Annotated in this window: 19 protein-coding genes; 12 read left to right on the top strand and 7 right to left on the bottom strand. The window is 59.8% G+C overall.

Annotation, left to right across the window (positions count from 1 at the left end; genetic code table 11):
* Positions 1 to 14 precede the first annotated feature (14 nt).
* Positions 15 to 1,334 carry an NCS2 family permease gene (locus FDY93_RS11690; RefSeq protein WP_138235923.1) on the bottom strand — a complete coding sequence of 440 codons (1,320 nt, stop codon included), beginning with the start codon at positions 1,332 to 1,334 and terminating at the stop codon, positions 15 to 17.
* 285 nt (positions 1,335 to 1,619) lie between these two features.
* On the opposite strand from FDY93_RS11690, the gene xdhA reads away from it, so the two are divergent.
* From xdhA to FDY93_RS11650, 8 genes are all read left to right on the top strand, one after another.
* The gene (xdhA, locus tag FDY93_RS11685) at positions 1,620 to 3,074 is read left to right on the top strand and encodes a xanthine dehydrogenase small subunit (RefSeq protein WP_138235922.1); all 1,455 of its coding nucleotides are present in this window, start codon (positions 1,620 to 1,622) and stop codon (positions 3,072 to 3,074) included.
* Positions 3,067 to 5,418: a xanthine dehydrogenase molybdopterin binding subunit gene (gene xdhB / locus FDY93_RS11680; protein ID WP_138235921.1), complete on the top strand. Its 2,352-nt coding sequence runs from the start codon at positions 3,067 to 3,069 to the stop codon at positions 5,416 to 5,418. The genes xdhA and xdhB overlap by 8 nt, the downstream gene beginning before the upstream one ends.
* Complete coding sequence (xdhC, locus tag FDY93_RS11675) at positions 5,415 to 6,323, top strand: xanthine dehydrogenase accessory protein XdhC (protein ID WP_171018968.1); 909 nt, start codon at positions 5,415 to 5,417, stop codon at positions 6,321 to 6,323. Before xdhB ends, xdhC begins: the two co-directional genes overlap by 4 nt.
* Positions 6,320 to 6,817 carry a 2-oxo-4-hydroxy-4-carboxy-5-ureidoimidazoline decarboxylase gene (gene uraD, locus FDY93_RS11670; protein ID WP_138235919.1) on the top strand — a complete coding sequence of 166 codons (498 nt, stop codon included), beginning with the start codon at positions 6,320 to 6,322 and terminating at the stop codon, positions 6,815 to 6,817. Before xdhC ends, uraD begins: the two co-directional genes overlap by 4 nt.
* 33 nt (positions 6,818 to 6,850) lie before the next feature.
* Positions 6,851 to 7,183 (top strand): hydroxyisourate hydrolase, encoded by a 333-nt coding sequence (gene uraH / locus FDY93_RS11665; protein ID WP_138235918.1) that lies wholly within the window; start codon positions 6,851 to 6,853, stop codon positions 7,181 to 7,183.
* A gap of 54 nt (positions 7,184 to 7,237) precedes the next feature.
* Positions 7,238 to 8,593, top strand: a complete 1,356-nt coding sequence (gene guaD / locus FDY93_RS11660; protein WP_138235917.1) for a guanine deaminase — start codon at positions 7,238 to 7,240, stop codon at positions 8,591 to 8,593.
* Between the two features lie 156 nt (positions 8,594 to 8,749).
* Positions 8,750 to 9,994: a urate hydroxylase PuuD gene (locus tag FDY93_RS11655; protein ID WP_138235916.1), complete on the top strand. Its 1,245-nt coding sequence runs from the start codon at positions 8,750 to 8,752 to the stop codon at positions 9,992 to 9,994.
* Positions 9,995 to 10,187: 193 nt separating this feature from the next.
* Positions 10,188 to 11,522 (top strand): endonuclease, encoded by a 1,335-nt coding sequence (locus tag FDY93_RS11650; RefSeq protein WP_138235915.1) that lies wholly within the window; start codon positions 10,188 to 10,190, stop codon positions 11,520 to 11,522.
* A 7-nt stretch (positions 11,523 to 11,529) separates the two neighbouring features.
* Here the strand turns inward: FDY93_RS11650 and FDY93_RS11645 are convergent, their stop codons facing one another.
* From FDY93_RS11645 to deoA, 4 genes are all read right to left on the bottom strand, one after another.
* Positions 11,530 to 13,692 (bottom strand): aldehyde dehydrogenase family protein, encoded by a 2,163-nt coding sequence (locus tag FDY93_RS11645; protein WP_220446176.1) that lies wholly within the window; start codon positions 13,690 to 13,692, stop codon positions 11,530 to 11,532.
* 80 nt (positions 13,693 to 13,772) lie between these two features.
* The gene (deoC, locus tag FDY93_RS11640; protein ID WP_138235914.1) at positions 13,773 to 14,753 is read right to left on the bottom strand and encodes a deoxyribose-phosphate aldolase; all 981 of its coding nucleotides are present in this window, start codon (positions 14,751 to 14,753) and stop codon (positions 13,773 to 13,775) included.
* On the bottom strand, positions 14,750 to 16,039 hold the full coding sequence (locus FDY93_RS11635; protein ID WP_138235913.1) for a phosphopentomutase: 1,290 nt from the start codon (positions 16,037 to 16,039) through the stop codon (positions 14,750 to 14,752). The genes deoC and FDY93_RS11635 overlap by 4 nt, the downstream gene beginning before the upstream one ends.
* Before the next feature lies 1 nt (position 16,040).
* Positions 16,041 to 17,375 carry a thymidine phosphorylase gene (gene deoA / locus FDY93_RS11630; RefSeq protein WP_138235912.1) on the bottom strand — a complete coding sequence of 445 codons (1,335 nt, stop codon included), beginning with the start codon at positions 17,373 to 17,375 and terminating at the stop codon, positions 16,041 to 16,043.
* Positions 17,376 to 17,669: 294 nt separating this feature from the next.
* Here deoA and FDY93_RS11625 point away from each other — a divergent pair, with 294 nt between their 5' ends.
* The 4 genes from FDY93_RS11625 (at position 17,670) to FDY93_RS11610 (ending at position 21,259) form a co-directional block, all read left to right on the top strand.
* The gene (locus FDY93_RS11625; RefSeq protein WP_138235911.1) at positions 17,670 to 18,878 is read left to right on the top strand and encodes a NupC/NupG family nucleoside CNT transporter; all 1,209 of its coding nucleotides are present in this window, start codon (positions 17,670 to 17,672) and stop codon (positions 18,876 to 18,878) included.
* Positions 18,879 to 18,963: 85 nt separating this feature from the next.
* A complete protein-coding gene (gene cdd, locus FDY93_RS11620) occupies positions 18,964 to 19,863 on the top strand; it encodes a cytidine deaminase (protein WP_171018967.1) in 900 nt (299 codons plus the stop codon).
* 63 nt (positions 19,864 to 19,926) lie between these two features.
* Complete coding sequence (upp, locus tag FDY93_RS11615) at positions 19,927 to 20,562, top strand: uracil phosphoribosyltransferase (protein ID WP_138235909.1); 636 nt, start codon at positions 19,927 to 19,929, stop codon at positions 20,560 to 20,562.
* Between the two features lie 61 nt (positions 20,563 to 20,623).
* On the top strand, positions 20,624 to 21,259 hold the full coding sequence (locus tag FDY93_RS11610; RefSeq protein ID WP_138235908.1) for a TetR/AcrR family transcriptional regulator: 636 nt from the start codon (positions 20,624 to 20,626) through the stop codon (positions 21,257 to 21,259).
* Between the two features lie 22 nt (positions 21,260 to 21,281).
* Here FDY93_RS11610 and FDY93_RS11605 read toward each other — a convergent pair whose 3' ends face one another.
* Positions 21,282 to 22,502 carry an allantoate amidohydrolase gene (locus tag FDY93_RS11605; RefSeq protein WP_246068558.1) on the bottom strand — a complete coding sequence of 407 codons (1,221 nt, stop codon included), beginning with the start codon at positions 22,500 to 22,502 and terminating at the stop codon, positions 21,282 to 21,284.
* Positions 22,499 to 23,524 carry an adenosine deaminase gene (locus FDY93_RS11600; RefSeq protein WP_138235907.1) on the bottom strand — a complete coding sequence of 342 codons (1,026 nt, stop codon included), beginning with the start codon at positions 23,522 to 23,524 and terminating at the stop codon, positions 22,499 to 22,501. The genes FDY93_RS11605 and FDY93_RS11600 overlap by 4 nt, the downstream gene beginning before the upstream one ends.
* Positions 23,525 to 23,551 lie beyond the last annotated feature (27 nt).

Raw genomic sequence — 23,551 nt, 5'->3', positions numbered from 1 at the left:
GGTTTCCTGCCCCCTTACAGAAAAGCAAATTTCAACGCGAAGATACCAGCCACCAGATAAACCACTGGCGGGCATTCACGATACTGACCATTGAGCAGCTTGATTCCTGTGTAGGCAATAAATCCAAGGCCGATACCATCGGCAATGGAATAGCCCAGTGGCATTGCCAGCGCCGTGACGACTGCCGGCGCACTCTCACTGTGGTCGCCCCAGTCCAGATCTGCCAGGCTTCGCGCCATCAGGCAGGCTACGAATAACAGCGCGGCAGCGGTGGCATAAGCCGGCACACTCTGCGCCAGTGGCGCAAACAGCAAGCACAGCAGAAATGCCACTCCGCAGACGATAGCCGTTACACCAGTGCGGCCGCCGGCCTCCACGCCGACGGCACTCTCGATATAACTGGTGGTGGAGGAGGTTCCCAGCAGCGCGCCCCCCAAAGTGGCACCGGAGTCTGCCAGCAGCGCCTTGCCCAGGCGTGGTAGCGAACCGTCTGGGCGTACCAGCCCCGCCCGATTGGCCACCCCCACCATAGTGCCCGCAGTGTCGAATACATCCACCAGCAGCATGGTGAGAATCACAGTGACCATCGAAATATCCAATGCCCCGACGATATCGAGCTGCATCAGTACCGGTGCCGGCGAGGGAGGTAAAGCCACCACACCTTTGAATTCCACTTCCCCCAGCAACCAGCCCACGGCGCTGACCGCAACGATGCCGATCACCACCGCCCCTTTGACACCGCGCTGGGCGAGTGCCGCGATTACGACAAAACCGATAAGACACATCAGCGGTCCGAATGCAGTGAGATCCCCCAGAGACACCAGCGTGGCCGGATTGTCGACCACTACGCCGGCGTTGCTCAGCGCTACGATCCCGAGAAACAGCCCGATGCCCGCCGAAATTCCCAATTTCAGATTGCGCGGGATGGCATTGATCAGCCATTCGCGAAATGGCAACAGACTTAGCGCAACAAACAGTATCCCGGACAGGAATACCGCCCCCAGTGCTGTTTGCCACGGATGCCCCATGCCCAACACCACGGCGTAGGTAAAAAAGGCATTCTGGCCCATACCCGGCGCCAGTCCCACCGGGTAATTACCCAGCAGGCCCATAAGAATCGAGCCAAATGCCGCCGCCAGGCAGGTGGCCACAAACACCCCACCGAAGTCCATCCCGGCCTCGGCGAGCATGGCCGGATTGACCACGGTGATATAAGCCATGGCAAGGAAGGTCGTCAGCCCCGCGAGTAGCTCGCGGCGCCAAAAGTCTGCAGGCTGGGCCCCGCTCACCGACGCCGCCGGCCCCAAGTTGAAGTACTCCACCACTCTTTGCATATTCGTTCACCGAAGTGCCAACTGTTGTTCCAACGTTCTCTACATCTGTTGCAATTTTTAAACCAACTGGTCAACTTTTGCATGCTGTGCTTGTCGGTCCGGATGCTATTGCACGCGACAAAAATTCCAGTCACCGGAAACAGTCCCACAGAGTACAAAGGCGACCCTTGCCTTGGGATGGCGCCGCCCATAAAAACCTGTCCACTTGGCCAGCTTTTTGCTTGAGTGCTGGATAACGGAAGCACACCTTCCGGATTCTGTGAACACGGGCAGCAGGAGCCACCGGTGAAATTTGTTCTGAATCGCGAACTCGTCGAGGAAAACGCGCTTGCCGCAGACACCACCCTGCTGCGCTATCTGCGCGAATACAGGCGATTGTGCGGCACCAAGGAGGGTTGCGCTTCGGGCGACTGTGGTGCCTGCACCGTATTGCTCGGCGCGCTTGAGGACGGGCGTGTCCGGTACCGCGCTGTCAATGCCTGCATTACCCCGCTGGCCGCCGCCAACCGCCGCCATCTCGTCACCATCGAATCCCTGTCCAACAGCGGCAGACTGCACCCGGCGCAACGGGAAATTCTGGAACACCACGGCTCTCAGTGCGGCTTCTGCACCCCCGGTATTGTTATGTCGCTCGCCGGCCTCTATCAGCAATTGCTCACCGACAATGGCCCGCAACCGGATCGCACACAGGTGTGCGAGGCCATCTCGGGCAACCTGTGCCGCTGTACGGGTTATAGGCCGATTATCGACGCGGGTCTGAAAATAGTGCACACATCAGACGAGTCGCACCGCCTCGACGCACAAGCGCAAATTGATCAACTGGCCAGTATCGGCCACACCGAAACGCCGCCGGGTTACTTCCAGCCAACGAATCGAAAAGAGCTGCAGCAGGCACTGGCCGAAAATCCCGACGCGCACCTGATCGCCGGCGGTACCGACCTCATGCTGGAAGTCACCCAACGTTGCCGCCCGCTCAACACAATAATTGACCTGTCACGGGTGGCGGAGCTGCACCGTATCGACGAGCGCGACGGTTTTATTCACCTGGGTGCAGCGCTGAGTTACCGCGAGATGGAATCTTTTTTTGCCGATCGCTCCCCGAGTATCCGCACTCTGCTCGAACGCATTGGCTCGCGCCAGATCCGCAACCGCGGCACCCTCGGCGGCAATATCGCCAATGCCTCGCCCATCGCGGATCTCCCGCCGTTGCTACTCGCGCTGGATGCTCTCGTCACCCTCGCCGATGCACAGGGTAACGAGTATCACATGCCCCTGTCGGACTTTTACCGCGGTTACAAAAAAACAGCGCTTGGGAGCGCGCAGTACCTGGCCGAGATCCGGTTCCCGGCCCGCACTCTGAGCGACTTCCACCGCGCGTACAAAGTCAGCAAACGCCGCGAGGATGATATCTCTGCGGTTATGGCGGCCATCCGGCTGCGCACCGGTGCCGGCAAATACGGCGAAGTATTTACCGAGGTACGTATTGCCTTCGGAGGAATGGCGGCGACCCCGGCGCGGGTTGCAGCCGCCGAGTCGGCCCTGCTCGGGCGCGCGCTGGAAGATGAAGACGCTCTCAACACCGCGCTGGCCGCCATCGCCACAACCCTGCAGCCCATTGGCGACGTCCGCGCCAGCGCGGCGTACCGAATGCAGATCGCGCAAAACCTGCTGCGCAGCGCCTGGCAGAGTCTGCTTCAGGAAAGGATTGGCAAACGCGCGGCGGAGGTACGCCATGCGTAGACTGCCGCAGGCGCTTGCGCGTGCTGACACGCTAGATGCGGGCATTCAGAAGACCGTCGCCCATGAGTCTGCCTACAAACAGGTTACCGGCCGCGCGCAGTACCTGGACGATATTCCCGAACCGCCGGACATGCTGCACCTGGCGACCGTGGGCGCGGCACAGGCCTGTGCACTGATCGAAAATATCGAACTCGATGCCGCGCGCTGCGCGCCCGGTGTGGTGGATATCATTACCCAGGCGGATATTCCCGGCAGCCCGGATGTGTCACCGGTATTCCACGGCGACCTGCTGCTGGCCGGCGAGTGCGTGGATTATGTTGGCCAGCCGGTGGTGGCGATTGCCGCCACTACCCTGGAGGCCGCACGGCGTGCCTGCGCACAGGTAAAAGTACGCTATCGCGCGCAACAGCCTCGCCTGTCGGTGCAGGAAGCGTTGAATCAGAAAGACCTCGTGCTGCCGAGCCAAACCCTGAGGTGCGGCGACGTCGATACCGCCATTGCCAATGCCGACCACCAGCTGCGGGGCGACATCTACCTGCGCGGCCAGGAGCACTTTTATCTGGAAGGTCAGATCAGCATTGCAGTGCCCAACGAGGACGGCGGTGTAAGAGTCTACAGTTCCTCCCAGCATCCGGCGGAGGTGCAGAAACTGGTAGCGCAGGTACTCGCTGTGCCCCTGCATCGGGTGCAGGCGGAAGTGCGGCGCATGGGGGGCGCCTTCGGTGGCAAGGAATCCCAGGCCGCTGCACTCGCCTGCATGGCCGCGGTGTTCGCCGTGCGCAACCAGCGCCCGGTGAAATACCGCATGCCACGCCGCGACGATATGACACAGACCGGTAAGCGCCACGACTTCTGGAATCAGTATCGCGTGGGGTTCGACAGGGATGGTGTCATTCGCGGCGTCGAGATGGACCTGGCGGCGCTCTGTGGCCACAGCGCAGACCTGTCCGACGGTGTCGTCGACCGCGCCATGTTCCACGCGGACAACGCTTATTTTTACCCGGCGGCGCGTATCAGCGGTCACCGCTGCCGCACCAACACCGTCTCCAACACCGCCTTCCGCGGCTTTGGCGGCCCACAGGGTATGGTCGCCGCCGAGGCCATGCTGGACGACATCGCCCGCGCGCTCGGCGCCGACCCGCTGGATGTCCGCAAGCGTAACCTGTATCGAGGTAACAGGAATACCACCCCCTACGGCCAGACACTGGACGAAGAACTGCTGCCTCTGATCGAACAGCTGGAACAGACCGCCGACTATCGCAATCGACGCCAGCAGATTCGCGCCTTTAACGCATCCAGTGCACGCATAAAAAAAGGCATTGCGCTCACGCCAGTAAAGTTCGGGATTTCGTTTACTTCAAAACACCTCAACCAGGCCGGCGCACTGCTGCACATATACGCCGACGGCAGTATTCACGTCAGCCACGGTGGCACCGAGATGGGTCAGGGGTTACACACAAAAATTGCGCAAATCGTCGCGCGCGGATTCGGTGTAGACCTGGCGCGGGTGCATGTGGCCGCCACGGCCACAGACCAGGTACCCAACGCCTCCCCCACCGCTGCGTCCGCCGGCACCGATCTGAATGGCATGGCAGCACTGAATGCCGTCAATACCCTGAAACAGCGTCTGCTGGAACACGCCGCCGAAACCTACCGCGCCGACATTGAACAAATCGGCATCCGCGACGACCAGTGCTGGATTGGCGAACGCGCGATACCCTTCAACGAACTGATCAAAGGCGCCTACCTGGCCAGGGTTTCCCTGTCCGCAACAGGTTTCTACCGCACCCCCGGAATCGGCTACGACCGCGCCGCGGCCCGCGGCCGTCCCTTCCTGTACTTCGCCACAGGTGCCGCCGCTTCCGAAGTGGAGGTGGATCTTTACACCGGCGAATACCGGGTGACACGAGTGGACATACTCCACGACGTTGGCGACTCGCTGAATCCAGCCATCGATCTCGGTCAGGTGGAGGGTGGTTTCGTGCAGGGCATGGGCTGGCTCACCAGTGAAGAACTGCTTTGGAATGAACGCGGGCAGATCCTTTCCAACAGCCCCGCCAATTACAAAATTCCCACGGCCGGCGATGTGCCGGAAGTCTTCAATGTGGATTTTTTCAACCGCTCCCATTTGGCAGGGAAAGCAGACGAAGAAACCGTCTTCCGCTCCAAGGCCGTGGGCGAGCCGCCGCTGATGCTCGCCATCTCCGTCTGGTGCGCCCTGCGCGACGCCTGCGCCAGTCTCGCCGATTACCGCTTCAGCCCTCCCCTGGGTGTACCCGCCACACCGGAACAAGTCTACTTCTGCGCCCGTGCGGCGAAGAATTTCGCGGAGGCACAATCGTGATCAGCAAGATACCCTGGTTCGAGGCCGCCGCCGACCGCCGTCGCCGCGGCCACCCGTGGGTGCTGGCGACGGTGCTCAGCACCCGGGGTTCCGCGCCGCGCAACAGCGGTACCAAAATGGTGATTGACGCCCGCCACAGCTTCGACACCCTGGGTGGCGGCCAATTGGAGTTCCAGGTGATCGCCCGCGCCCGCGAGCTGATCAGAGAGGGCCGCGAGCGGCAGCGACTGGAACACTTTCCGCTGTCATCCCGCGCCGGGCAGTGCTGCGGTGGCAGCGTCACGGTACTGCTCGAATGTTTTGCCGGCAGCGAACTGCAGCTGCATATTTTCGGCGCCGGTCATGTAACCCGCGCTCTACTGCCGCTCCTGGCCCCTCTGCAGTGGCAGTTGCACTGCGTCGACAACCGCGCGGAACTCGTGAATGACGCGCTGCTTGATAACGACCTCGACGGTCGCGTGCAGACACACTTTTTGGAAAACCCGGTGGAATATGTATCGCAGATGCCGGCCGCGGCCTTTGCCTTGATCCTGACCCAGGACCACGCCCTCGATTACCGCCTTCTCAGTGCGCTGCTGGACCGCGGTGATTGCGCCTATATCGGTATGATCGGCTCGCGCACCAAGGCCCAGCGTTTTCGCCACCGCCTGGCCAGCGAGTCCTTTTCACCGGAGCAGATCGACGGATTCCACAGCCCGGTGGGCCTGCCGCACGTGCCGGGAAAAAAGCCTGCGGAGGTGGCGATATCCATCGCCGCACAGCTACTCGCGGAGAAACACCGGCTCAGCGCCGGCACGAAAAACAAATCCACCGGCATTGACTGGAAAACCCTGCGCAACAGCCTGAACAGCACACCCGAAGCCTGCGTGGAACACGTCGGAATACCAGAGAGGGAACGTCAGTGACGCCATACACTCTCGAACAGTTCAATCAGCTTGCGCCGCGGCTGCGACAGCGCCAGCTGCTCGACTGCTGTTACTGCAACCGCTGGGCGGATCAGGTTCAGGAATTCGCGCCGTTCGCCAGCGTCGAACAACTGCAGAATATCGCCGCAAGAGTTTGGGCCTATCTCGACGAGGGCGATTACCTCGAAGCCTTTGCCGCCCACCCCCGCATCGGCGATCTGCAGCGGTTGCAGGAAAAATTCACCAGTGCCGAGCAGGGCCAGGTTGCGCTTGCAGACGCATCCACGCTTGAAGAACTACAGCGCTTCAACCGCGCCTATTTCGAAACCTTTGGATTTATTTTCATCGTTTGCGCCAGCGGAAAACCCGCGCGGGAAATGCTCGCCACTATTAAGTCCCGCATTGCCAACAGCCGCGAGCAGGAGATTCGCAACGCCGCCGACGAACAGGCAAAAATCACCCAGCTGCGGCTGGGACAATTGTTCGCCGTATGACCCTGGAGAAGACACCGGAAAGTGACAGCTCACATGCACAAAGCGCCGATCACCACACATATTCTCGATCTGCACCGGGGCCTGCCCGCCGCCGGTGTCACCGTGGAGCTGCACTGCGCCGGGCTGCCGCTCGCCATCGCGGAAACCGACAGCGACGGTCGCATCCAGCAATGGGGTAAGGACTTCGAACTGGTGCCCGAGCACTGGAGCCTGGTGTTCCAGTTGCAACCCTGGTTCGAAAAATACGGAGGGGAATGTTTTTTCCCCCGGGCAACGCTGGAGTTCATGGTTATCGACCGCAACCGCCACCATCATGTGCCGCTGCTGCTGAACCAGTATGGCTACACCACCTACCGCGGAAGCTGAAAAAGAAATCCAGCGAGTAGAGAACGGAAAAATGACATTCGAAAGGCACCCGAATTGAAGCAAACCCTGCTGCGCAGCCGCATCGTCCACTTTCGCGACGACATTGCCGGCCCCCCGGACAGCGCCCTCGAATATTTCGAGGACGGCGTGATCGGCTTCGCCGACGGGCATATTACCTTGCTCGACGATGCGCGCCGCGCCGCGAAGCAGGGCCTCGACCTGAGCACCGCCGAACACAGACCCGATGCGTTGATCAGCTGTGGTTTTATCGATGCGCATGTGCACGCGCCGCAGCTTGCGGTGATGGGCAGCTACGGCGAAAAACTGCTGGACTGGCTGCAAAAATACACCTTTCCCGCGGAACTGCGCTTCGCCGATGAGGAAATTTCCCGGCAGAACGCCGACTTTTTCATCGATGCATTGCTCGCGCACGGCACCACCAGTGCCATGGTATTTACCACCAGCTTTGCCCACAGCACCGAGCACCTTTTCGAGGCCGCCCAACGTGCGGGTATGCGGCTGATCGCGGGCAAAGTATTGATGGACTGCAACGCCCCGGACGCCCTGCTGGACACACCGGAGCGCGCCCTGCGGGAGTCCGCAGCCCTGATCGAAAAATGGCATGGCCGCGGGCGGCTCGGGTACGCCGTCACCCCCCGCTTCGCCGGCACCTCCAGCCGCGCTCAGTTGACCGTGGCCGGCCAGCTGCTGCGGAATTACCCCGACCTGTGGCTGCAGACCCACCTCAGTGAAAACCGCGACGAAATCGCCTGGACCGCCACCCTGTTTCCCGAGGCCAGCGACTATCTGAACATCTACGAACGCTATGGCCTGCACGGCGAGCGCAGTGTCTATGCCCACTGCATCCACCTGACCGCATCGGAACAACAGCGCCTGACTGACGCGGGCGCTGCTGTCGCCTTCTGTCCATCTTCCAACCTGTTTCTCGGAAGCGGCCTGCTGGAGCTGCAACAGCTGCGCGAGCGTGGGATCCCGGTGGCGCTGGCCACTGATGTGGGCGCCGGCACCGGCCTCTGCCAATTGCAGAGCATGGGGGAAGCCTACAAGGTCTGCCAGCTCCAGGACTACGCCCTCGGTGCCGCCGAAGCCTTTTACATGGCCACCCTGGGCGCCGCCCGCGCTCTGCATTTGGAGCGGTATATCGGCAATCTGGCACCGGGAAAGGAGGCGGATCTGCTGCTGCTCAATGGCAGCCGGGTACCGCTGCTGCGCGAGCGGCTGCGCCACTGCCGGAATATCCGCGAGGAACTGTTCGCCTATATGAGCATGGGGGATGAACGCATCATCGAGCGCGCGTATGTGTCTGGTGTGGCCATCGGCAAGAGTGCGCGCCCTGGTTACCGACAATCATCGGATCAGGAGTGGCAATTTACTCCCGCAGCGTATTAACCCGGCAATGAAATACAAGGGAATCCACGCACTTTTGCCGGCATTTCAAGGACGACGATCAAATAGTTCATCGCGCATTATTCGATTGCCAAGCGAATAGTTCCGCCATTCCGGTCAACGTCCACATGGCCAATAAGAAATGTCAGGAGATCACCGATGGAAAGCCTGTTTTACGACTGGTTCAACCTGCTGCTCCGTATGCTTCACGCGATTGCCGCCATCGCCTGGATAGGTGCGTCCTTCTATTTTGTCTGGCTGAACAATCACCTGGAAGTGCCGGATGACAAAGGGAAGACCAGGGGCCTGGCGGGAGAGCTCTGGGCAGTTCACGGCGGCGGCATCTATCAGGTGGGCAAATACCGGCTGGCGCCGCCCGTCATGCCGGAGCGTCTGCACTGGTTCAAATGGGAGGCCTACACTACCTGGGTCAGCGGCGCCCTGTTGCTGACACTGGTTTACTATGGACGCGCAGACCTGTACCTGTGGCAGGTGGGTAAGTGGCCGGCAACGCCCACGGTCGCCGTCATCGCCAGTCTGTTGTATCTCGCCGCCGGTCTGCTCTGCTACGAACTGTTATTTCGTTTCCTGCACCCGCGCAGCCAGCAATTATTCAACGGGCTGCTGGTGCTGATGGTCGCCATCGCCTGCTGGCTCGCAAGCCGGCTGTTCAGCGACCGCGCCGCCTTCCTGCAGCTGGGTGCACTGCTTGCCACCATCATGGCTGGCAACGTGTTTTTCGGCATCATCCCCGCGCAGAAGCGATTTCTCCGCGCGCTCGATGCCGGCGAAGAGCCGGCTGCCGCACCCATGCTGGCCGCGAAGCGCCGCTCGCTGCACAACAACTACTTCACCCTGCCCGTGGTGTTTTGCATGCTCAGCAATCACTACCCGTTTCTCTATGGGCACCGCTTCAACTGGCTGGCACTGATTGCCTGTGTCGCCCTCGGCGCCTACGTCCGCCATTTTTTCAACCTCCGCCACCGCGGCCAGTTAAAGTTCCACATCCTCGTAGTCGCTGCCGCCGGCACCCTGCTGCTGGCCTTGGGTCTTGCCCAGACGCAGAAAAACATTGCCCCGACAACTCAAGATTCTTCATTGCCCACTGCGCGGAAATCTTTGGGAAATCCCATGTCGCTGGTGGAAACGCACTGCCAGGGCTGCCACTCCGCAGTTCCCACCGAGCCGGGCTTCAGCGCCGCCCCACTGGGGCTCAGGCTGGACACCCCGCAGCAGGTTCTGGCCGCGCGCGACAGAATCCTGCCAACCCTGCGCAACCGCTATATGCCGCTGGGCAATATCGCGGGTATGAGCGAAGAGGAGCGGATGGCGCTGATTGCCGCGCTGGAAACGGATGAAGTAATGGCAGTACAGAAAACAGCGTTTCCGGATTCATCACCTTGAAAAAAAACGCACCCGTTGCTGTCACATAGGCGCGTTATTGTCACGGGCATTCTCAGCGTTCCCTCGCTGAGTGCACCAACCGGCCAGCTGGAGCGACAACCCGGTGGGAGTCCCAGTCGTCCTCACAACAGCTTGTGCAACCATTCGCTGGTGCGCTAACAGTTTGTTAATACTCACCCCGAGGAAAATAGTAATGAAAAATTATCTTGGTGCGTTTGTAGTTCTAGCGGCATTCAGTCAGTGGGCGAATGCGGATGTAACCAACGGCGATTTTGAATACTGGACCAGTGGCAGTCCCGACGGCTGGACGACGATCGACGCTGGCATCGACGTCAGCCAGACCACATCCGCCGTTTACAGCGGCGCGTCAGCTGCATCGGTGAGGGTGACAACCGGCACACAGGCATCAACGGATCTGCGCCAGACCGTCGCTGTCAGTGCTGGTCAGACATACCATTTTTCCGTGTGGGTCCGCCATACCGAGGGACATGTCGCCGCGCGGCTCTACGTCGATAATTATCTGGATTACTCCAACCACACGCTGACAGGCCAGTGGCAACAGCTCAGTTACAGCTACACCGCCAGTAGCAGCGGCACCATTGAGGTAGGGCTGCGCTTTTACGACCAGTCGGGATTCGATGGTTCGGAAGTGGTTTACGTGGATGCCTTTGGGCCGGCCGGCTCCAGCGGTGGGGGCTCCAGCAGTAGCAGTAGCAGTTCCAGCAGCGGTGGCTCCGGGAGTGGCGGTTCCAGCGGTGGTGGCAGCTATTACCAATCTGCCAGTGGCTTGAGCGGCTATACCCTGAAGACGGCACTGCACAACATCATCCAGGGCCACACGGCCCGCGCCTATGGAGAATTGTGGGATTTCTACGCGGCCAACGATCTGGATTATTACTACGAAAACGATGGTTCCATCCTGGACATCTACGCGGAGCGTCCCAGCGGCAGTGATTCCTACAATTACACGCCAATCAACGACCAGTGCGGCAACTACAGTGGCGAGGGCGACTGCTACAACCGCGAGCACAGTTTTCCGCGCGCCTGGTTTGGCGGTGCCATAGCGCCGATGAATACCGACGTGCACCACATTTTTGCCACCGACGGCTATGTCAATGCCATGCGCAGCAGTTACCCCTTTGGAGAGGTGGCGAGCATCAGCGTCATCTCTAGTAACGGCAGCAAACTGGGTAGCGGTCAGTCAAGCCAGGGCTATACCGGTACGGTGTTCGAACCCATTGATGAATTCAAAGGCGACCTGGCCAGAGCCTATTTTTACATGGCCACGCGCTACCAGGATGTCATCGCCGGCTGGGAAAATAACAGCAGCTACGGCGACGCCATGCTGGACGGCTCCAGCAACCGGGTGTTCGAAAGTTGGGCCGTGCAACTCCTGATCGACTGGCACAATAGCGACCCGGTTAGCGCCTGGGAAATCGACCGCAACAACGCAGCATATTACTTCCAGGGCAACCGCAATCCCTTTATTGATCATCCGGAGTACGTGGAGTCCATCTGGGGACAGTGAGCCGACGTTATTCGCCGCCGGGAATCCAGATATTCTTGACCCGGCTGGCCTCGCGCAGAAAGTGCCGGCCCTCACCCTCATCGCGGGAAAACCAGTCGGGGAATTTACCGCCGTTTACCCAGGTGTGAGTGAGGGTCTCCGCGGCGGCCCGCTCGATCTGTTGACTGCCCACCGCACTACCGAAATACCAGATACCATTCACCTGCTTGTGAGCGGCCAGCGTCCGCAGTATTTCGTCGCGCGCACCGGTGACGATGTTGACCACGCCATCGGGAATACACGAAGGCGCCAGTATCTGTTCGAGCAGGCGACGGTAATCGGGCGCGGCCAGCGCATTGCCTTCGGATGGCACCAACACCACCCGATTGCCCATAGCCAGTGCCGGTGCCACCAGCGAGATCGGTGCCAGCAGTGGCTGGTGATCCGGGCAGCCAATACCGATTACTCCTATCGCCTGGTTGAGCGCCAGCGCTATACCGCGCTGAACAGACTGGCGGGCAGCGCCGTCGTAGTTGTCCGCCCAGGCAGCGTAGGTAAAAAAGCGCACCAGACTCGCGTCGACCTCACGCTTTGCGGCCTGTTCGGCTACACCGGTGGCGCGCGCGAGACGCCAACAAAACTCATCCGCCCGCTCACTCAGATTCTCCGCCAATCGGTAGAGCACCTGCGCGCGACGGATGCCGCTGCGGGGAACACCACTTGCGGCTCTGGCTGCAGCGCTCACCGCACCCTGGATGTCCGCCTGACCGGAGTCGCCAACGCGGACTATCGGAAGTAAATCTTCTGTGAATGCGCCTTCCGCTGCTCCGGCTGCGGGCATTTCCTCCGCGGCGGCGTCGCCCGATGAAAATTCGCGCCGCGGGCGCAGGTATTTTTCCAGCTGGTCGCGTACGCCTTCTCCGCCGAACACAGAAAAGGTGTGGCAGTTTATTCCCACGGTCGCAGCATTGAGCCCAGTGGCCAGATCTATCGCGCGGTCAATATTTTCCGACCACACACAGGCCGTCTGGTGATAACTGCCGCGATTGGCCTGCTCCATTGCCTCAGATTGCAGACGAAAACTCATCACGCTGAGTAGCGGTCTGAAAAGTTCCTCGTGAATACTATCGTCGGCCGTGCCGGCGACGCGCTCAAACCGGGCCGAATCCACACTGTCAGCCAGGTCGGTGTTGTGATCCAGCGGGTCCCCCACACGCAGTTTTCCTACCCGCGTGCGAAGCTTTTCCAAAAGTCGCGTTTCTACGCTTTCCTGTACCAGCAGTTGCACGCGCTCTGCACCGGGCCGCCCCTGATTGCTGCAGACGGCATCCACAAGCGCTTCCACCGCGCTGTCCAGATCGGCATCGTCGAAAATAATAAATGCCAACTGCCCCGCCAGATCCAGGGCCAGTGTTTTACCACTACCAGCGGTGCGATATCGAATCTTCCGGCCCACTGCCGCAGAGCCGGCAACAGTAAGCTGGTCAACGTCGGGATGATCCGTCAGGTACTCGCCGGTAGAACCGTCACCGGTAACAATATTGACCACTCCCGGCGGCAAACCGATTTCCTCACACAGTTCGGCAAACATTAGCGCCGAAAGACTGCTCTTCTCCGAAGGTTTCAGCACGATACTGTTGCCGGCGGCCAACGCCGGAGCGATTGTCTGCGCGGCCATCAGCAACGGGTAATCCGAGGAAATAATCAGGCCCGCAACACCCCGCGCGCGACGCTCGGGAAACTCCGCCTCACACAATTGCGCCCAACCTGTATGCTGGTGAATGTGATGAATGGCAAGGGGAATATCGACATTACTGCTTTCGCCAATTGGCTTGCCGCTGTCGAGAGATTCCAGCACGGCAAATTCCCGCATGCGTTTTCGCAGCAACTGGGCAAGGGCGTGGAGATAACGGGCGCGACCGTGGCCACCCAGGCTTTCCCAGGCCGGTTGTGCTGCGCGCGCCGCCTTTACCGCAGTATCCACGTCGGCGCCGTCGGCAAAGGCAATCTTCGCCAATGGCTTACCATTGATCGGATTAACACTGTCCAGGGATTTCGCCGATGCAGACCATGCGCCGTTGATAAACAGCCCAAAACCATCCCGGCGATTCTCCAGCCAGGTATCGACATTCGCCGTACTCTCGGGGGAGGGACCGTAGCTCATGGTGGTAAAAATTTCCGCAACCTGCATATTGTGGCTTCCACTGATTTGACCTTTAACAAGCTGCTGAAAAACAGCCTGTTACACCGGCAATATAATGTGTCGGGTTATCAGTAACCCGCCTCCGCGCCAGCGTAGGGGCACAGCGCATTCCCCTGCGACAGCTGTCTCTCGATATCCCCCAGCAGGCTTGAGGCACCAAAGCGGAACCGTGCCGGCGTCAGCCATGCATCCCCCAATTCCTCTTTCACCAGCAGCATGTAGTGAAGCGCCGCTCGCGCCGTTGTGATACCGCCGGCGGGTTTGAAGCCGACCCGGTAGCCAGTTCGCATGTAGTAATCGCGAATTGCGCGCAACATCACCAGACTCACCGGCAACGTCGCGTTAGTGGACTCCATGCCGGTGGAGGTCTTGATAAAGTCACTGCCCGCCATCATCGCCACCATGGAAGCCCGGGCAACATTGTTAAGATCGCCGAGCTCGCCCGTGGAGAGGATGGTTTTCATGTGTGCCGTAGCACAGGCAGTGCGAAAGGCCCGCACCTCCCGATAAAGGGATTCCCAATCGCCGTTCAGTACATGAGCGCGCGTAATGACAATGTCAATTTCCCTCGCGCCAGCGGCAACGGAGGCAGTGACTTCCGCGATGCGGGTTTCCATTGGTGAGAGCCCGGCGGGAAAGCCGGAAGAAACGGCAGCCACCGGAATAGTACTACCTTCCAGCGCACGCACTGCCGTTTCCACCATCTGGTGGTAAACGCAGACGGCGCCCGTGGTCAGCGGTAGCGATTCAACAGCCAATGCTTTCTGCAAGACTTCCGGTAGCGGTGCTCGCGCCCGGGTACAGAGGCGGCGCACGCGGCCGGGTGTATCCTGGCCAGACAGTGTCGTCAGATCGATGCAGCTGATTGCTTTCAACAGCCAGGCCGTCTGCCATTGATTTGTCAGTGAACGGCGCGCGACAAGGCAAGCTGTGCGACGCTCCACAGCGCTTCGGTTTATATGGATATCCGCCAGCCACTCGGGATTGAACGGTACACCCGGGTTGGCAAAACAGTGTGGGTCTGGAGTGGATGCCATTTTCTGACTCATCCGTGTTGCCTTCCGCTCGAATTCAAGCGTGAGTAAAAAGAGCAGCCGCTGCTGAGAGGTGGCAGCCGGAAAAACTCTGCCAGGGTCTGGCCAATGTCCGCAAAGCTGTGCCGCCGCCCAAGGCGGACGGGACTGATACCAGGGCCAAAAAAGAGTGCGGGGACATGCTCGCGGGTGTGATCGCTGCCGGGCCAGGTGGGATCGCAACCGTGGTCGGCGGTAATCACCGCAATATCGCCGGGGCGCAACCGCGCTTCCAGTTCCGGTAAACGGCGGTCCAGTTCCTCCAAGGCAGCAGCATAACCCGGCAGGTCGCGGCGGTGGCCGTAGAGGGTGTCGAAGTCGACAAAATTGGTGAACACCAGTGTCGGTTTCTCCGGCGGCTCGTCCGCAGCTTCAAGGGTGGCGTCGAACAGGGCCATGTTGCCGTGCGCCTTGATACTTCTTCCGATTCCCCTTCCGGCGAAAATATCACTGATTTTGCCCACCGCCACGACTTGACCGCCGCTGCACTGCAACTGATCCAGCAGCGTGGTCCCGTGCGGCGGTGTGGTGTAATCGCGGCGATTGCCAGTGCGTGCAAACGCGTCGGCACTGTCGCCGACAAAGGGGCGTGCAATGACGCGGCCAACATTCAGCGGGTCCACCAACACACGCGCCGTTTCACACAGCGACAGCAGGCGATCAAGACCGAAATGAATTTCATGGGCGGCGATCTGCACGACCGAATCCGCCGAGGTGTACACGATTGGCTTACCGCTTTGAATATGCGCCTCACCCAATTCCCGAAGAATCGCGGTGCCAGAAGCGTGGCAGTTGCCGAGAATGCCGGGGAGACCACCGCGGCGGATCAGCTCATCCGTCAGTGTCGTTGGGAAAGCGGGCACAGTGTCGGGGAAACAGGTCCAGTCGAAGGTTACCGGCAGGCCGGCTATTTCCCAGTGGCCGCTTGGCGTGTCCTTGCCGGCGCTGACTTCGGCGCAATGGCCGTAGGCCGCGGCGACGGCGGGAGGCAATTCAATATCGGCGACGGCGGCACCGCCGCACTCTTTCAGGGCATGCCCCAGTCCAAGACGCAACAAATTGGGGATAGCCAACGGGCCTTGGCGCAGACCTTCCCGATCGCCCTGCCCGCGGCGGCAACCGGCAATAATATGCCCCAGGGTGTTGGCACCGGCATCGCCAAACTGGTCGGCGTCGGCCGTTGCGCCGATGCCCACGGAGTCCATCACCAGAATAAACGCGCGCGGTGCCTCGCCAGCCTGGGCCGGTGCGATCGCGGACATATCAACAGACTCCGCACCCGGCGAGCCGCTCCAGGATCACCGGCTGTTGCTTCACATCGGTGCGCTCGCCCAAACGGAACGCGCGGCACAGACGTAACCGGGCTCTTTCCGCGTCTGCTTCGCTGGCCGCGTGGATCATCGCCAGCGGTGTGCCGGCATCAATGGTGTCGCCGAGGGCGCGAATGTCGCTCAGGCCGACCCGGTGATCCACTGGATCACAGGCGCGACGGCGACCGCCACCCAGTTCGACCACGGTATTGCCAATAGCGCGCACGTCAATTTCAACAATGCTGCCAACATCTTGAGAAAATACGGGCACTACGACTGGCGCGCAGGCCAGATGTTTATCGGGGCGATCCAGCAAGTCCGGCGGGCCTCCCAGCTCCACCACCATCTTAGCGAAGTATTCGCAGGCGGCACCGCTTTCCAACGTCCGCTCCATCATTTCAGCCCCTTCTCCAAGTCCGTCGGCGCGACCGCTCAACTGCAGCAGCTCGGCGCCGAGTGCAATGACCACCTGGTGGAGACGCGGATCGCGAAAATCGCCGCGCAGGTAATCGACGACTTCGCGCACTTCCAGTGCATTACCGGCGGTTGGGCCGAGAACCTGGGACATATCGGTAATCAGTGCCGAAATCGGCAACCCCAACCCGCGACCTACCTCGACGATACTGGTAGCCAGTTCTATCGCCATGGGGAAGTTGTCCGCGAATGCACCACTGCCGGTTTTGATATCCATTACCAGACTGTCGAGGCCGGCGGAGAGTTTTTTGGAAAGAATGGACGCGGTAATCAGGGGTACAGATTCCACCGTAGCGGTTACATCGCGGATACCGTAGAGACGTTTGTCCGCGGGAGCCAGTTCCGCTGTCTGGCCGACAATGGCACAGCCGGCCCGCTGGACCACCCGCTGGAACGTGGGTATGTCCGGACTGGTGTTATAACCGGGAATACTGTCCATTTTATCCAGGGTGCCCCCGGTATGGCCGAGGCCGCGGCCGGAGATCATCGGCACAAAAGTACCGCAAGCGGCGAGCATCGGCGCCAGCATCAGGCTGACTTTATCCCCGACACCGCCGGAAGAATGTTTGTCGACCACCGGCCCTGGCAGGTCCAGAGCCGACCAGTCCAGCGTGGTGCCGGAATGCTGCAGGGCCCGTGTCAGCGCAACCGCTTCGGGACGTTCTAGACCGCGAAAGAAAACCGCCATCGCCAATGCCGCCACCTGGCCTTCGGTAATGCTTTCATTCATCATGCCTTTGACAAAAAAATCGATTTGCCGCGCAGACAGGGCACTACCTTCGCGTTTCGCGTGAATGATTTCCTGGGCCAGCATCTTCGTATGATCCCTGTTGTTCGATCCCTGTTTGTTACAGTTTTACTGCAGCTTTTTTCTCGGCCCGAACATCATAGTTCAATCCTAACCAACTGGTCCACTTTTTGCATTTTCAGTACGGAGTTCCGCGAGTGATCACAGAGCCCTTGCGAAACCTGGAAAATTGACCGGATAATCCGCTTTTGCTAATTTCGGCGTCCACACCAAGGTCAAAATAATCAATAACCTGAGCTGTCTGCTCCCCGCTCTGGAACCAGAGTAAAGTGGCATCAGGCAGCTCCAGCAGGCACGTATATGAGTGTGATCGGCATGTTTGCCCTGGTGGTGATCGCAGTTCTGTTTTCGGAAAACCGAAAAGCCATCAAGCTACGCACCGTCGGTGGAGCCTTCGCCATACAGGCCGGTTTTGCCGCCCTTGTACTCTATATACCCGCTGGGCAATCCGCCCTCGCATCGCTGTCTGAGGGCGTCCAGCATGTCATCAACTACGCGGACGCCGGCATCGGCTTTCTGTTCGGTGATCTGGGCAAGCAGAAACTCGGTTTTATTTTTGCCTTTAACGTGCTCCCGGTTCTGATTTTTTTCTCGTCGCTTGTAGCCGTTCTCTACTACCTGGGCATCATGCAGAAGATTGTGGGCGTTATCGGCACCTTCTTTTACCGCGTATTGGGCACCGGGCATACCGAATCCCTATCCGCCACCGCCAATATATTTGTCAGTCAGACCGAGGCTCCCCTGATTATCCGACCCTATATTGCCGGAATGACACGCTCAGAGTTGTTTGCGGTGATGGTGGGAGGAATGGCCTCTATCGCGGGCTCGCTGCTGGTGGGCTACGCCAATATGGGCGTCGATCTGAAATACCTGATCGCCGCCAGCTTCATGGCCGCACCGGGCGGTCTGCTGATGGCAAAGCTGATGATTCCGGAGGAGGAGAGTCTGCGGGATACGCCGCGGGACATTGTCTTTGACGAGCGCGATCGCCCTGCCAATGTCATTGATGCCGCAGCCAGCGGTGCGCTGAGTGGCATGCAACTGGCACTCAATATCGGCGCCATGTTGATCGCCTTTATCGCGCTGATCGCATTGATTAACGGTGCCATCGGAGGTGTTTTCAGTTGGTTCGGTCTGCCCGAAGTGACTTTGCAGGGCATCCTCGGCGCCGTTTTTTCACCCATTGCCTATATCCTCGGGATTCCCTGGTCGGAAAGCATCACTTCCGGCAGTCTGATCGGGCAAAAGCTGGTACTTAATGAATTCGTCGCCTATGCGGATTTCGTCAGTCACAAAGAGGCACTGTCTCCCCACGCTCAGGTTGTAGTGACTTTTGCCTTGTGCGGCTTTGCCAACTTTTCCTCCATCGCCATATTGCTCGGTGGTCTCGGCAGCCTGGCGCCATTGCGCCGGCCGGAAATCGCGCGGCTGGGGCTGAAAGCCGTCCTGGCTGGCACCCTCGCCAATCTGATGAGCGCAGCGCTCGCCGGATTTTTTACCTCCCTGTAATTCCGACAGCGACATGCAAACCAACTGGCAAGATAACTGCCCGAGTATCGGGGCAGCACTAAACGAGTTCCCCCCGCGGCTTCACATGGAATTGCGACAGGTAGCCGGCAGCGGAGTCATGCGCGCGGATCAGGTATTCCGTATCTGCGAGGATCTGGACATAGACAGCGAAACCCTGATGCTGAAGCTGGTGCCATTGGCGGCGGCTTTTGGGGTGGCGCCGGTCTCCAGTTTCCGTGTCGGCGCCGTTGCCCGTGGCCAGCGGCGCAACAGCAATGGATTTTCCGCGCTCTACCTGGGGGCCAACATGGAATTCCCACAGCAGGCGCTGTGCTACAGCCTCCACGCGGAGCAGGCCGCGGTAGCCAACGCCTGGACGAATCGCGAACCCGGCCTGACCAGCCTGGCAGTATCCGCTCCGCCCTGCGGTCACTGCCGGCAGTTTCTTTACGAACTGCACGGTTGCGGCACCCTGAGCATTCTCTTTCCCGGCGGCCCCCGAAATAATCACTGCGAACTGGATATTTCCGAACTGCTTCCCGGCGCATTCGGCCCCATGGATCTCGGCCAGAAGGGCAATATGATGGCGGCGACCAGCACGCCTCAACCGCTGAGGCTGCAAAGAGATAACCGCGACCACCTGATTCTAAGGGCACTGGACGCGGCGTGTTTTTCCTATGCGCCCTATACCGGCAACCATTCCGGTTGTGCCTTGCAGTTCAAAGATGGCTCAATATTTTCCGGCAGCTATGCGGAAAATGCCGCGCACAATCCCGGCCTGTCGCCGTTACACGCCGCGCTGTCCAATTTCCGCATGGCATGCGGCCCCGGCGCCGCACAGGATATTTCCCGCAAGCTTGCACGTTGTGCACTGGTAGAGTCCGCCGCGACAATCAGTCAACGGGCGATGGTGACCACCCTGCTATCCTCTATTGCACCGGGGGTGGCGCCCGAATACTACCCGGCCCGGATAATCACCGTTTGACGCTCCGGCGACCCGCCTGGCTGCCGGCCCGAGATAAACTGGAATAACAAGGGGCATACACAAATGAACAATAATTTCGTACTGATCGACCACCCGCTTATTCAGCACAAACTGACTATCATGCGGGATCGCGAGACGACATCCGGAAAATTCCGCCTTCTGCTGAAAGAAATCAGCCTGCTGATGGGTTATGAGGCAACAAGAGACCTGCCGCTCAGCAGCAAAAACATCGAGACGCCGCTGGAAGAAATGGAAGCGCCCACGCTTTCGGGCAAGAAACTGTGCTTTTTTTCCATCCTGCGCGCCGGCGACGGGCTGTTGTCCGGACTGTTGGAACTGGTGCCCTCCGCGCGCATCGGTCATATCGGCCTCTACCGGGACAGCGAGACACTGGAAGCGGTGGAATATTTTTTCAAGGCGCCCAAGCAATTATCCAGCCGACTCTGCCTGGTAGTGGATCCAATGCTGGCCACAGGCCACTCCGCCTGTGCTGCCATCGACAAAATCAAGCGCCACGGAGCGAAGAACATCCGTTTTATCTGCCTGCTGGCGTCTCCCGAAGGGCTGACCGTACTCGCGGAAAGACATCCGGACGTCACCGTTTACGCGGCGGCCCTGGACCGGGAGCTCAACAGCAAAGGGTATATCCTGCCTGGCATTGGCGACGCGGGGGATCGCCTGTTCGGCACCACCAAATAGCCGCTTGCGGGCGCTTGTGAGAGAATGGCCCGCTATCATTTCCCAGTATGGCCAGACATTTATGCCCGACAGAAAAAAGCCCGGCACTGCAAGAAAATCAGACATTCGCGAAGCCAACACCCGCCAGATTATCGCCGCGGCAGAAGTGCTCTTTTCGGAAAAAGGGTTTAACGGAACATCCACCCAGGAAATCGCCGACAAGGCCGGTCTGCCCAAGGCAAATGTGCACTACTACTTCAAGACCAAGGCCGATCTCTATACCGTGGTACTGCGGGATGTTCTCGAAGGCTGGGAGAAGGATGCAGAGATATTCAATCACTCATCAGACCCGGAGGAAGTGCTGCGCTCTTATATTCGAGCAAAAATGGAGCACTCCTTTTCTCGCCCCAAGGGCTCCCGGATGTGGGCGCTCGAGGTTATTCAGGGCGGCCCGGTAATGGGCAAAGAGATCCGCAAGGCGCTGATTTCCTGCGATGTCACCGTGCTTCAGCGGATACAGTCCTGGATCGACGAAGGCAGAATCCAGGCGGTCAGTCCGCAGAGCCTTTTGAATATGATCTGGGCAACGACGCAATACTACGCCGACTACGACTACCAAATCCGGATTCTGAACGACAACAAGCGCCTGACAAAAGTGCAACGGGAAGAAGCAATCGAGGATGTAATTCGCCTGATCCTGCATGGCGTTCTCAAATAGCAATTCACCTCGGCGCAAGAGATCAGGCGTGCTCCCACGTCTCCTCCACCGCCGCCTCGAGCACATCCAGTGCCAACGCCACATCGGCGGCGTCGACGGATTCCTCCGGGTGGTGGCTGACTCCCCCCGCACAGCGTAAAAACAGCATACCCACATCGGTTATGGCTGCCATGGCCATGGCATCGTGCCCGGCGCCACTGGGCAGGGAAAAGTCCTGAAGCCCACAGCGTGCCAGGGCGCGGCTGCCGGCCTCGCGCAGCCGCGCAGCGCAAGCCACCGCAGCTGCGCTGTGAATCTCGCGATACGTCACCGCCACCTGCGAGCGATCACAGAGGGCATCAATGCCGTCTATGATTTCCGCCAGTGCGCGGTCGCGAAGCTGGTCTTCGCCACTGCGGATATCCAAAGTAAACTCGCAGCGCCCGGGAATCACGTTGACCACACCCGGCCACACCTCGATGTTTCCAACGGTTGCCACCACGCCACAGCGGCGCGCGACCGCGTCGACAAGTTGCACGGCACCCGCCGCCGCCAATAGCGCATCGCGGCGCATAGTCATAGGCACCGTACCGGCATGACCGGCGCTGCCTTGCAGTGTAAACAGGCATCGTCGCGCGCCGGCGATGGCGCTCACCACCCCCAGTGGCAAATCGAGTTCCTCTAGCACCGGTCCCTGTTCGATATGCAGCTCCCAGTATCCCAGCAGCCGCGCGCCAGCGCGGGAGGTCGTGGCAACCTTTGCGGGGTCGAGACCAAACTCGACGAACGCTTCGGCCATGGATACACCCTCAGCGTCACACAGCGCCAACAGTGCTGAATCCCACAGACCGGCGACGGCGCGACTGCCCAACAGGGTGGCACCGAAGCGACTCCCCTCCTCGTCGGCAAATCCCACCACATCGATATGAAAAGGAAAGCGCCTGCCGCGACGATGGAAACGCGCAACGACCTCGATGGCTGCCAGCACACCGAGGATACCGTCGTAACGGCCGGCCCCTGGAACCGTGTCCAGATGCGACCCGAGCAACAGAGTCTGCCCATCCATATCGCTGCCCGCATAGTGGCCCCAGCAGTTGCCGGCGGCGTCGGTATGAGTTTCCATACCGGCCTCCCGCATCCATTGCATCACCTGCCGGTTGCAGCGGCGATGCTCTTCCGTGAGGTAGGTGCGACAAATACCACCTTCGATAGCGGTAATGGATGCGAGCAGTTCACAGCGTTGCAGTAGTCGCCCGACACTCACGACGCCTCCGCAAAGTCGTTGAGTTTTTTCAACCGTTCCGACTTTTCCGCCGTCGCAAGGAAGCTCGCCTCAAAGCCATTGCGCAACATCTGCAGTGCCTGGCTGCGGTTGAGATTCAGCGCACGGTGGAGAGCGATGAAGTTGTCGTTCAAATAGCCACCGAAATAGGCCGGGTCATCGGAATTGACTGTCACCACCAATCCGCGCGCCAACAGCTGCAGGATGTTGTGCTGCTTCATTGTGGGAAACACGCAAAGGCGCACATTGGAGAGCGGACAGACAGTGAGAGGAATGCGTCGCTCACGCAGCACCTCCACCAATGTGTCGTCCTCCAGGCAACGCACACCGTGGTCGATACGCTCTACCGTCAGGTCTTCCAGTGCAGAGCGGATAAATGCGGGCGGCCCCTCCTCTCCGGCGTGAGCGGTGAGACGATAGCCGCGCTCCCGGGCACGGCGATAGAGTTCGGTAAATTTCTGTGGTGGGTTGCCCTGCTCGCTGCTGGCGAGACCGATGGCGACAAAGTCATCGCGGTAGTTTTCGGCCTTGTCCAGCACATCCAGAGCCGCCGACTCCGGCAGGTGACGCAGGAAACTGAGGATCAGTTGCACCGACTGCCCCCAGCGGCTGCGGGCCTCCATCACCGCGCGTTGGAATCCGGCCATGAACACCGGGAAGTCGATACCGTTGGGCAGGTAGGTCTGCGGTTCGATCATGATTTCCGTATGCACGATATTGTTTTTCCGGCAGCGCAGCAGATAATCCATCATCAGCGCATAGAAATCCTCTTCCTCGCGCAGCACGGAAGCACCGAGATAATAGAGATCGAGGAAGCTCTGCAGGTTTTCAAAATGATAGGCCGCTTCCAGTTCTTGCAGTGTGTTGTAGGGCAGCGGCACATTGTTTTTATCCGCCAATTGCAGCAGGCGACCCGCTCCCAGGGTACCGTCCAGGTGCAGGTGCAGTTCTGCTTTGGGCGCAGCACGGAGCCAATCTTCAAAACGGTTTTGTTCGCTTATCATCATGGTTTCCTAAAAAACACGCAACTT

The sequence above is a fragment of the Microbulbifer harenosus genome, from assembly GCF_005771435.1.
GTDB lineage: Bacteria > Pseudomonadota > Gammaproteobacteria > Pseudomonadales > Cellvibrionaceae > Microbulbifer > Microbulbifer harenosus.
Note: the sequence above shows the minus strand (reverse complement) of the source record. Positions and strands in the feature narration are given on the sequence as shown.

Coding starts and splice junctions, on each gene's coding strand:
- FDY93_RS11600 (WP_138235907.1), bottom strand. CDS start 23,524: ATGATAAGCGAACAAAACCGTTTTGAAGATTGGCTCCGTGCTGCGCCC.
- FDY93_RS11690 (WP_138235923.1), bottom strand. CDS start 1,334: ATGCAAAGAGTGGTGGAGTACTTCAACTTGGGGCCGGCGGCGTCGGTG.
- FDY93_RS11625 (WP_138235911.1), top strand. CDS start 17,670: ATGAGTGTGATCGGCATGTTTGCCCTGGTGGTGATCGCAGTTCTGTTT.
- FDY93_RS11635 (WP_138235913.1), bottom strand. CDS start 16,039: ATGTCCGCGATCGCACCGGCCCAGGCTGGCGAGGCACCGCGCGCGTTT.
- FDY93_RS11655 (WP_138235916.1), top strand. CDS start 8,750: ATGGAAAGCCTGTTTTACGACTGGTTCAACCTGCTGCTCCGTATGCTT.
- deoC (WP_138235914.1), bottom strand. CDS start 14,753: ATGAGTCAGAAAATGGCATCCACTCCAGACCCACACTGTTTTGCCAAC.
- cdd (WP_171018967.1), top strand. CDS start 18,964: ATGGAATTGCGACAGGTAGCCGGCAGCGGAGTCATGCGCGCGGATCAG.
- FDY93_RS11645 (WP_220446176.1), bottom strand. CDS start 13,692: ATGCAGGTTGCGGAAATTTTTACCACCATGAGCTACGGTCCCTCCCCC.
- uraH (WP_138235918.1), top strand. CDS start 6,851: ATGCACAAAGCGCCGATCACCACACATATTCTCGATCTGCACCGGGGC.
- upp (WP_138235909.1), top strand. CDS start 19,927: ATGAACAATAATTTCGTACTGATCGACCACCCGCTTATTCAGCACAAA.
- FDY93_RS11610 (WP_138235908.1), top strand. CDS start 20,624: ATGCCCGACAGAAAAAAGCCCGGCACTGCAAGAAAATCAGACATTCGC.
- FDY93_RS11650 (WP_138235915.1), top strand. CDS start 10,188: ATGAAAAATTATCTTGGTGCGTTTGTAGTTCTAGCGGCATTCAGTCAG.
- xdhB (WP_138235921.1), top strand. CDS start 3,067: ATGCGTAGACTGCCGCAGGCGCTTGCGCGTGCTGACACGCTAGATGCG.
- deoA (WP_138235912.1), bottom strand. CDS start 17,375: ATGCTGGCCCAGGAAATCATTCACGCGAAACGCGAAGGTAGTGCCCTG.